The organism is Mycobacterium sp., assembly GCF_035640695.1.
Classification (GTDB): Bacteria; Actinomycetota; Actinomycetes; order Mycobacteriales; family Mycobacteriaceae; genus Mycobacterium.
Genome location: NZ_DASQVQ010000093.1, coordinates 22543 through 30917, shown reverse-complemented (window position 1 = coordinate 30917; position 8375 = coordinate 22543). Strand labels below are relative to the sequence as shown.

At 67.4% G+C, this 8375-nt stretch carries 9 protein-coding genes and 1 pseudogene; 6 read left to right on the top strand and 4 right to left on the bottom strand.

Annotated elements, in window-relative coordinates; translation table 11 throughout:
• The 6 genes and pseudogenes from echA20 to VE759_RS11405 form a co-directional block, all read left to right on the top strand.
• A pseudogene (gene echA20, locus VE759_RS11430) lies at positions 1–342 on the top strand ((7aS)-7a-methyl-1,5-dioxo-2,3,5,6,7,7a-hexahydro-1H-indene-carboxyl-CoA hydrolase); the annotation flags it as partial.
• Positions 339–1217, top strand: a complete 879-nt coding sequence (gene ipdA, locus VE759_RS11425; protein ID WP_324931933.1) for a cholesterol ring-cleaving hydrolase subunit IpdA — start codon at positions 339–341, stop codon at positions 1215–1217. The pseudogene echA20 and the gene ipdA, both read left to right, overlap by 4 nt.
• 2 nt (positions 1218–1219) lie before the next feature.
• Positions 1220–1963, top strand: coding sequence for a cholesterol ring-cleaving hydrolase subunit IpdB (gene ipdB, locus VE759_RS11420; protein WP_324931946.1), 744 nt, complete (start codon positions 1220–1222; stop codon positions 1961–1963).
• A complete protein-coding gene (ipdC, locus tag VE759_RS11415; protein WP_324931930.1) occupies positions 1960–3057 on the top strand; it encodes a (3aS,4S,5R,7aS)-5-hydroxy-7a-methyl-1-oxo-octahydro-1H-indene-4-carboxyl-CoA dehydrogenase in 1098 nt (365 codons plus the stop codon). The genes ipdB and ipdC overlap by 4 nt, the downstream gene beginning before the upstream one ends.
• Positions 3058–3214: 157 nt before the next feature.
• Positions 3215–3823, top strand: a complete 609-nt coding sequence (locus VE759_RS11410) for a SatD family protein (protein ID WP_324931942.1) — start codon at positions 3215–3217, stop codon at positions 3821–3823.
• Positions 3820–4560, top strand: coding sequence for a hypothetical protein (locus VE759_RS11405; protein WP_324931927.1), 741 nt, complete (start codon positions 3820–3822; stop codon positions 4558–4560). The genes VE759_RS11410 and VE759_RS11405 overlap by 4 nt, the downstream gene beginning before the upstream one ends.
• Positions 4561–4596: 36 nt before the next feature.
• Here VE759_RS11405 and fadA6 read toward each other — a convergent pair whose 3' ends face one another.
• From fadA6 to ipdE1, 4 genes are read right to left on the bottom strand one after another with little or no spacing between them, the layout of a single operon-like run.
• Positions 4597–5745 carry a steroid 3-ketoacyl-CoA thiolase FadA6 gene (gene fadA6, locus VE759_RS11400; protein WP_324931924.1) on the bottom strand — a complete coding sequence of 383 codons (1149 nt, stop codon included), beginning with the start codon at positions 5743–5745 and terminating at the stop codon, positions 4597–4599.
• Between the two features lie 10 nt (positions 5746–5755).
• A complete protein-coding gene (kstR2, locus tag VE759_RS11395) occupies positions 5756–6361 on the bottom strand; it encodes a TetR family transcriptional regulator KstR2 (protein WP_324931921.1) in 606 nt (201 codons plus the stop codon).
• A complete protein-coding gene (ipdF, locus tag VE759_RS11390; protein WP_324931918.1) occupies positions 6358–7146 on the bottom strand; it encodes a (5R,7aS)-5-hydroxy-7a-methyl-1-oxo-2,3,5,6,7,7a-hexahydro-1H-indene-carboxyl-CoA reductase in 789 nt (262 codons plus the stop codon). Before ipdF ends, kstR2 begins: the two co-directional genes overlap by 4 nt.
• Entirely contained in the window at positions 7143–8369 is a 1227-nt protein-coding gene (gene ipdE1 / locus VE759_RS11385; protein ID WP_324931914.1) for an acyl-CoA dehydrogenase IpdE1, read from the bottom strand. The genes ipdF and ipdE1 overlap by 4 nt, the downstream gene beginning before the upstream one ends.
• Positions 8370–8375: the final 6 nt, after the last annotated feature.

Here is an 8375-nt window from a genome sequence, read left to right as displayed (position 1 = left end):
GGCGCCTTGGGCGCGGCGACGCACCTGTCACGGCTGGTGCCGCAGCACATGATGCGGCGGATGTTCTTCACCGCGGCGACCGTCGACGCGGCGACGCTGCACCACTTCGGGTCGGTGCACGAGGTGGTGCCGCCCGAAGAGCTGGACGAGGCGGCTTTGCGGGTTGCCCGCGACATCGCCGCCAAGGACACGCGCGTGATCCGGGCGGCCAAGGAAGCGCTGAACCTCATCGACGTGCAGCGGGTCAACTCCAGTTATCGCATGGAACAAGGCTTTACCTTCGAGCTCAACCTCGCCGGGGTTTCCGACGAGCACCGCGACGCGTTTGTCAAGCAGTCATGAGGGAAAAACGCACCACACTTGATGCCGCCGTCGCCGAGTTGCGCGACGGGATGACCATCGGTATCGGTGGCTGGGGGTCGCGGCGCAAACCAATGGCGTTTGTCCGTGCGATCCTGCGCACGGACGTCAAGAACCTCACCGTCGTAACGTACGGTGGCCCCGACCTTGGGCTGCTGTGCTCGGCCGGCAAGGTGAGGCGCGTGTACTACGGCTTCGTGTCGCTGGACTCGCCGCCCTTTTACGACCCGTGGTTCGCGTCGGCGCGCACGTCCGGCTCGATCGAGGCGCGAGAGATGGACGAGGGCATGCTGCGCGCCGGGCTGCAGGCGGCGGCTAACCGGTTGCCGTTCCTGCCAATTCGCGCCGGCCTGGGCAGTTCCGTGCCCGACTTCTGGGCGGGCGAGCTGAAAACCGTCACATCGCCGTATCCGGTTGCCGGCGGCCACGAGACGCTGATCGCCATGCCCGCGTTGCGACTCGATGCGGCGTTCGTCCACCTGAACCGCGGTGACGCTGCCGGCAACGCCGCCTACACCGGCGTGGACCCGTACTTCGACGACCTGTTCCTGATGGCCGCCGATCGGCGTTTCTTGTCGGTGGAGAAGGTGGTGTCGACGGAGGAGCTGGTGAAGTCGGTGCCACAGCAGGCGCTGCTAGTGAACCGGATGATGGTCGACGTGGTCGTGGCAGCGCCGGGCGGTGCCCACTTCACCACCGGCGCAGCCGATTACGGCCGCGACGAGAAGTTCCAGCGGCACTACGCCGAGTCGGCGAAGTCACCGGAAGCTTGGGAGACGTTCGTGCAGACGTATCTCTCCGGATCGGAGGACGACTATCAGGCCGCGGTCCGCGAATTCGGTTCGGAGGCGTCGTGACCATGGTTAGCCGCGCCGAGGTCTGCGTGGTCGCGTGCGCGGAGCTGTTCCGCGACGCTGGCGAGATCATGGTCAGCGCGATGACAACCGTGGCCTCGATTGGTGCGCGGCTGGCCCGCTTGACGTTTGCCCCCGATCTGTTGCTCACCGACGGTGAGGCGCTGCTGCTGGCCGACACGCCGGGATTGGGGGCGTCCGGCGCGACCGAGGGCTGGATGCCGTTCGGCCGCGTCTTCGAGACCCTGGCCTGGGGCCGGCGGCACGTGGTGATGGGCGCCAATCAGATTGACCGGTACGGGAATCAGAACCTGTCCGCATTCGGACCGCTGCAACACCCGACGCGGCAGATGTTCGGCGTTCGGGGCGCGCCGGGCAATACGATCAACCACGCGACCAGTTACTGGGTGGGGAATCACTCGCCGCGGGTGTTCTGCGATGCGGTCGACGTAGTGTCGGGCATCGGATACGACAAGCTGGACGCCGGCAACCCGGCATTCCGGTTCGTCGACGTGCGTCGGGTCGTGACGAATCTGGGCGTGTTCGACTTCGGCGGCCCGGATCATCAGATGCGGGCGGTGTCGCTGCACCCCGGCGTGACACCCGACGAGGTGCGCGTCGCCACCTCGTTTGAGGTGCACGGCCTTTCGGATGTGCAGCAGACGCGGCTGGCGACGCCGGACGAGCTGCAGTTGATCCGCGAGGTGATCGATCCGAAGGCACTGCGAGACAAAGAAGTCCGGGTATGAATCGGACGGCAGCAGCGGAGCGGCCCGGGAATCAACACCGATTGCGCACGCCACTGACCGAGCTGGTCGGCGTCGAACATCCGGTGGTGCAGACCGGGATGGGCTGGGTGGCCGGCGCGCGCCTGGTGTCGGCGACCGCCAACGCCGGCGGCCTGGGCATTCTGGCTTCGGCCACGATGACGCTGGATGAATTGGCCGTCGCGATCGGCAAGGTGAAATCGGCGACGGATCGGCCGTTCGGGGTCAACATCCGCGCCGACGCAACCGACGCCGACGACCGCGTCGAGCTGATAATCCGCGAGCGGGTCAGAGTCGCGTCGTTCGCGTTGGCGCCCAAGCCTGAACTCATCGCGCGGCTGAAAGACGCCGGCGTGGTGGTGATTCCGTCGATCGGCGCGGCCAAGCACGCGCGAAAGGTGGCGGGCTGGGGCGCCGACGCGGTCATCGTGCAGGGTGGCGAGGGCGGCGGGCACACCGGGCCGGTGGCGACCACGCTGCTGCTGCCGTCGGTGCTTGACGCGGTCGACATCCCGGTCGTCGCGGCCGGCGGGTTCTTCGACGGGCGTGGGCTGGCCGCGGCGCTCTCGTACGGTGCCGCCGGAGTCGCGATGGGGACCCGCTTCCTGCTGACCTCCGATTCGACCGTGCCAGACGCGGTCAAGCAGCGGTACCTGGACGCCGCGCTCGACGGCACCGTGGTCACCCGGCGGGTTGACGGCATGCCCCACCGGGTACTGCGCACTCCCCTTGTCGAGCACCTCGAAAGCGGCTCACGGCTGAAGGGTTTCTCGGCCGCAGTGCGCAACGCCGCGAAATTCAAAAAGATGTCGGGGATGACGTGGCGGACCATGATCCGCGATGGGCTGGCGATGCGGCACGGCAAGGACCTGACCTGGTCGCAGGTGCTAATGGCCGCGAATACGCCGATGCTGTTGCGGGCCTCGATGGTCGAGGGCAACACCGACGCCGGCGTGATGGCCTCCGGGCAGGTCGCGGGCATACTCGACGACCTGCCGTCCTGCTCGGAGCTGATCGAATCGATCGTGCGCGATGCCGTCAAACACCTGCAGGCGGCCGCCGCCCTCGTCGAGTAAAGGCTATTGCTTAACTCGCCCTTACTTAAGCTATATTGTTCATATGACCCACATGAAGGGATCCCCTTCATCGGCGCCTTCATCCGCGCCTTCATCCACGCCTTCATTCGCCCCTTCATCCACGCCTTCATTCGCCCCTTCATCCGCGCGGGCAACTCTGATCGGTGACGTCGTCGGCTCGCGACGCGTGGTGGACCGAACGGCGCTGCACCGGCTCGTCAATGACGCCCTTGCCGAGGCCGCGGCCGATGCGATCGATCCGCCGGCGTTCACGGTCGGCGACGAATTTCAGGGCGCCTATGCGACCGTCGGCCAGGCGATAGCGGCCGCGCTGACGCTGCGGTTGGCGGTATGGCCCGGCGTGGACGTCCGCTTCGGCATCGGCTGGGGCGCGGTGACCGTGCTCGACGAGGTCGCGGGTATCCAGGACGGCCCCGGCTGGTGGGCGGCGCGCGAGGCAATCGAATGGACCGCCTGGGCGCAGCGGCAATCCGGATTGGCGCTCGTGCGCACGTCGTTTCGGGTCAGCGGCGAATCCGGGCCGGACGCCGACGCGATCAACGCTGCCCTTCTTTGTCGGGACCACCTGCTTGGATCACTGGATGAACGGTCGCTGCGAATCTTGAAGGGGCTTATGGAAGGGCGGACCAAAAAGGCGCTGGCCGCCGCGGAAGGCATCAGCGCATCGGCGGTGTCTCAGCGCGCTGGCCGAGACGGCTTGGATCTGATCGTGTTGACGTCCGAATATCTTCGGCGGCTGCGGTGAGCACGGTTGCGGTCTTGTTCATCGCGATGGGCGTAGCCGACGCATGCCGACTGACCCGCCCACTCTGGCTGTCGCTGGCGGCCGCGCCGGTTGTGGTCGTCGCCACGGCGGCGATCGCCGGGCTGTGGCACATCGGCGATGTCCCGCTGCTCGTATTGGCGGCGGCGGCAAGCGTCGGCTGGGTGGCGTTGTGCAGTCGGGCGGAGCGTTCCGGCGAGCATCAGGCCGCGCCGCTGGTGTTGTTCGTCGTAGCGGTTGGAGTGCTGATGGCGTTGTCGGGCTGGGCATCCCACGCCGCGGGCCTGGTGGCGCGGTGGGCGGATTGGGTGAAGCTGCCCGGGCTCGACGCGCTGAGCTCGGACCGGCTGCTGATGGCGATCGCCGTGGTCCTGCTGCAGCTGATGACCGGCAATCATTTGGTGCGGCTGGTGCTGGGTTTGGTCGGCGCGGTGCGCCCCGACGGCGTACCGCAGCCGTCTGACCGGCTGAAGGGCGGCCGGCTGCTCGGGCCGATGGAGCGGCTGCTGATACTCGGCCTCGGACTGGGCAGTCAGCTCGCCGCGGCGACGGCGGTCATCGCCGCCAAGAGCATCATCCGGTTCCCCGAAATCAGCGCGCAAAAGGCAAGGGAGAACGGCAACATCGGCATCGACGACGTCACCGAGTACTTCCTCGTCGGCAGCTTCGCGAGTTGGATCGTGGCGCTCGGCGGCCTGGCCCTGGTGCTGTCGCAATAGCAGCGTCGCCGAGTGCACACTCGGCGCACCGAAGACCTACAACCGCTCGATGATCGTGACGTTCGCGGTGCCGCCGCCCTCACACATCGTCTGCAGGCCATAGCGACCGCCGGTGCGCTCCAGCTCGTTGAGCATCGTGGCGAAGAGCTTTGCCCCGGTGGCCCCGAGCGGATGCCCGAGCGCGATCGCGCCGCCATTCGGGTTGACCTTCTCCGGGTCGGCCTTGATCTCTTTCAGCCACGCGATGACGACGGGCGCGAACGCCTCGTTGATCTCGACCACATCGATGTCATCGATCGAAAGCCCGGTCTTCTCCAGCGCATGACGCGTCGCCGGGATCGGGCCGGTCAACATGAACACCGGGTCGGCGCCGCGCGCGCTGACGTGGTGTATGCGCGCCCGCGGCGTCAGCTTGTGCTCCTTGACCGCCTGCTCGGACGCCAGCAGCACCGCACTGGCGCCGTCAGAGATCTGGCTGGCCACCGCCGCCGTCAGCCGGCCGCCCTCGGCGAGCGTCGGCAGCGCGGCCATCTTCGCCAGCGATGTGTCGCGCGGGCCCTCGTCCATCCGGAAGTCGCCTACCGCGACGATCTCGTTGTCGAAATGGCCGGCCCGGATGGCCGACAGCGCACGTTCGTGGCTGGACAGCGCGAACCGCTCCATCTCCTCGCGGGAGATGTTCCATCGCTCGGCGATCAGCTCGGCGCCGCGGAACTGCGAAATCTCCTCGTCGCCGTAGCGGTGCTGCCAATTCTCCGACTCGGCCGTCGGTGACGAAAAGCCGAACTCCTTGCCGACCACCATCGCCGATGCGATCGGGATCTGGCTCATGTTCTGGATGCCGCCGGCCAGGATCACGTCGGCCGTACCCGACATGATCGCTTGTGCGCCGAAGGAGATCGCCTGCTGGCTGGAGCCGCACTGGCGGTCGACGGTGACGCCGGGCACCTCCTCCGGGTAGCCCGCGGCCAGCCACGCGTTACGCCCGATGTTGCCAGCCTGCCCGCCGAGCGCGTCGACGCAGCCGACGATCACGTCGTCGACGGCCGCCGGATCCACGTCAACGCGGTTGAAAATGCCGCGAAAAGCGTGCACTCCCAGGTCGATTGGATGCACCTTGGCCAGCCCCCCATTGCGCTTGCCGACCGCGGTGCGGACCGCGTCAATGATGTACGCCTCGGGCATGTCAGACTCCTTACTCGTCGGCGGTGATCCCGCCTAGCACGATAGCGAGGTACTGGCGACCGACCTGTTCGGCCGTCAATGGGCCGCCGGGTTGATACCAGCGAACCGAAACCCAGGTGGTGTCACGGATGAACCGGTACACCAGATCGACGTCGAGATCGGGCCGGAAGTAGCCCTCCTCGATGCCTTGATGCAGCACGTCGACCCACATCTTGCGTTGCCGCTTGTTCAGGTCGTCCACGTACGAGAAGCGGGGGTGTGCCGACAGCCGCTTCGCCTCGTCCTGGTAAATGACAACCTGCGCGTGCCGATGCTCGATCGCATCGAAGGACGCCATGAACAAGCCCTTGAACCGCTCCAGCGGATTCGGCTCGGTGTCGACGATGTCCGCATACCGCGCGAAGAGCCAATCCAGGAAGCCGCGCAGCACCTCGTCGACCATTTCCTCCTTGGACGCGAAGTGGTGATACAGGCTGCCCGACAGGATGCCGGCGGCGTCGGCGATGTCTCGAACCGTTGTTGCGCGCAGCCCCCGCTCGGCGAACATCGTCGCGGCCAGCTCCAGGAGCTCGTCGCGGCGGCTGGTCGGCTCGGGGGCCTTGGCGTTTATCGTCATGGGTGTTGGCTCGATACCGAAATCACTTCCCCCGTCAGGTAACTGGAGTAATCGCTGGCCAAAAACGCAATCGTGGCCGCCACCTCCCACGGCTCGGCGGCCCGGCCGTATGCCTCTCCCGCGGACAGCCGATCGAGCAGCCCCGGTGAGGTCACCTTGTCCAGAAACTTGTGCCGCGCGATGCTGGGCGCGACCGCGTTGACCCGCACGCCGTACTGCACCGCCTCGATCGCCGAGCACCGCGTCAGGGCCATCACGCCGGCCTTGGCCGCGGCGTAATGCGACTGGCCGTGCTGCGCCCGCCATCCCAGCACGCTGGCGTTGTTGACAATGACACCGCCGTGGTCGGCGGCGCGGAAGTAACGCAACGCCGCACGCGTGGCGCGGAAGGCCGAGTTCAGCGTCACGTCGAGCACTCGGTCCCACTGCTCGTCGGTCATGTCCGCGACCGCCGTCTCACCGCCAAGGCCCGCGTTGTTGACCAACACGTCCAGGCGACCCATCCGAGCGGTGGTCGACGCGATCAGCGCGTCCACCTGCGGGGTGGAAGTGACATCGCAGAGAACGCTTTCCACCCGGCCCAGCCCGAGGCCGGACAGCTCGTCACGCGTCTCACCCAGCCGTCGTTCGTGGTAATCCGATACCACCACATCAGCGCCCTCCACCAACGCGCGGCGCGCGGTCGCCGACCCGATGCCGGTCCCGGCGGCCGCCGTGACCACGACGACCTTGCCGTTCAGAAGGCCGTGTCCGTCAACCTCTTTGGGCGCGATCGACAGGGTCACGAGCCCTTGACCTCCCGGGGTAGGCCGAGCACACGCTCGGCGATTATGTTGCGCTGGATTTCGTTCGACCCACCGTAGATGGTGTCGGCACGCGAGAATAAATACAGCCGCTGCCACTCGTCGAACTGGCCATCCTCAGCGACCAGGCCGGCGATGCCTTCGACGTCCATCGCCAGCTGACCCAGGTCGCGATGCCAGTTGGCCCACAACAACTTCGAGACGTTGTCCTGACCCGGCCCGATGCCGCCTGCCCAGCCGGCCCCGCCTGCCCAGCCGGCCCCGCCGGTCCCGTCGGCCGAGCGGGACCGGTGCTGCTCGACGTCCATGGTCGCCAGCGCATACGACCGCATCGCCTGAAGACCGACCCACGCCCGAGCCAGCCGCTCACGGATCAGCGGATCGTCGGCCGCGCCGTTGCGCTTGGCCAACTCGGCGATGCCGGAAAGCTCACGCGCGTAACGGATCTGCTGACCGAGGGTGGAGACGCCGCGCTCGAACGTCAGCGTGCCCATCGCGACGCGCCAGCCGTCACCGCGCTGGCCCACCACCAGGTCGGCGTCGGTGCGGGCGTCGTCGAAGAACACCTCGTTGAATTCGGAGGTGCCGGTGAGTTGATTGATCGGCCGGATCTCGACGCCGGGCTGGTCGAGCGGGACCAGCAGATAAGACAGGCCGGCGTGCCGCTTGGACCCCTGCTCGGTGCGGGCCACGACGAAGCACCACTGCGACAGGTGCGCCAGCGACGTCCAGACCTTCTGCCCGTTGATCACCCACTGGTCGCCGTCCAGCACCGCGGTGGTCGACACATTGGCCAGGTCGCTGCCGGCGCCGGGCTCGGAGTAGCCCTGACACCACAGCTCGGTGACGTCGAGAATCCTCGGCAAGAAACGCTTCTGCTGCTCGGGCGTGCCGAACGCAATCAGGGTCGGACCGAGCAGCTCCTCGCCGAAGTGGTTGACCTTGTCGGGCGCGTCGGCGCGTGCGTACTCCTCATAGAACGCGACCCGGTGCGCGACCGACAGTCCGCGGCCGCCGTGCTCGACCGGCCACCCGAGGCATGTCAGGCCGGCTGCCGCCAGATGTCGGTTCCAATCCCGCCGTTCCTCGAACGCCTCGTGCTCGCGGCCGGGCCCGCCAAGCCCCTTGAGCTTCGCGAATTCGCCGACCAGGTTCCCGGCCAGCCACTCGCGGACCTCGGCCCGGAACGCCTGGACCTCTTTCACCCCTGT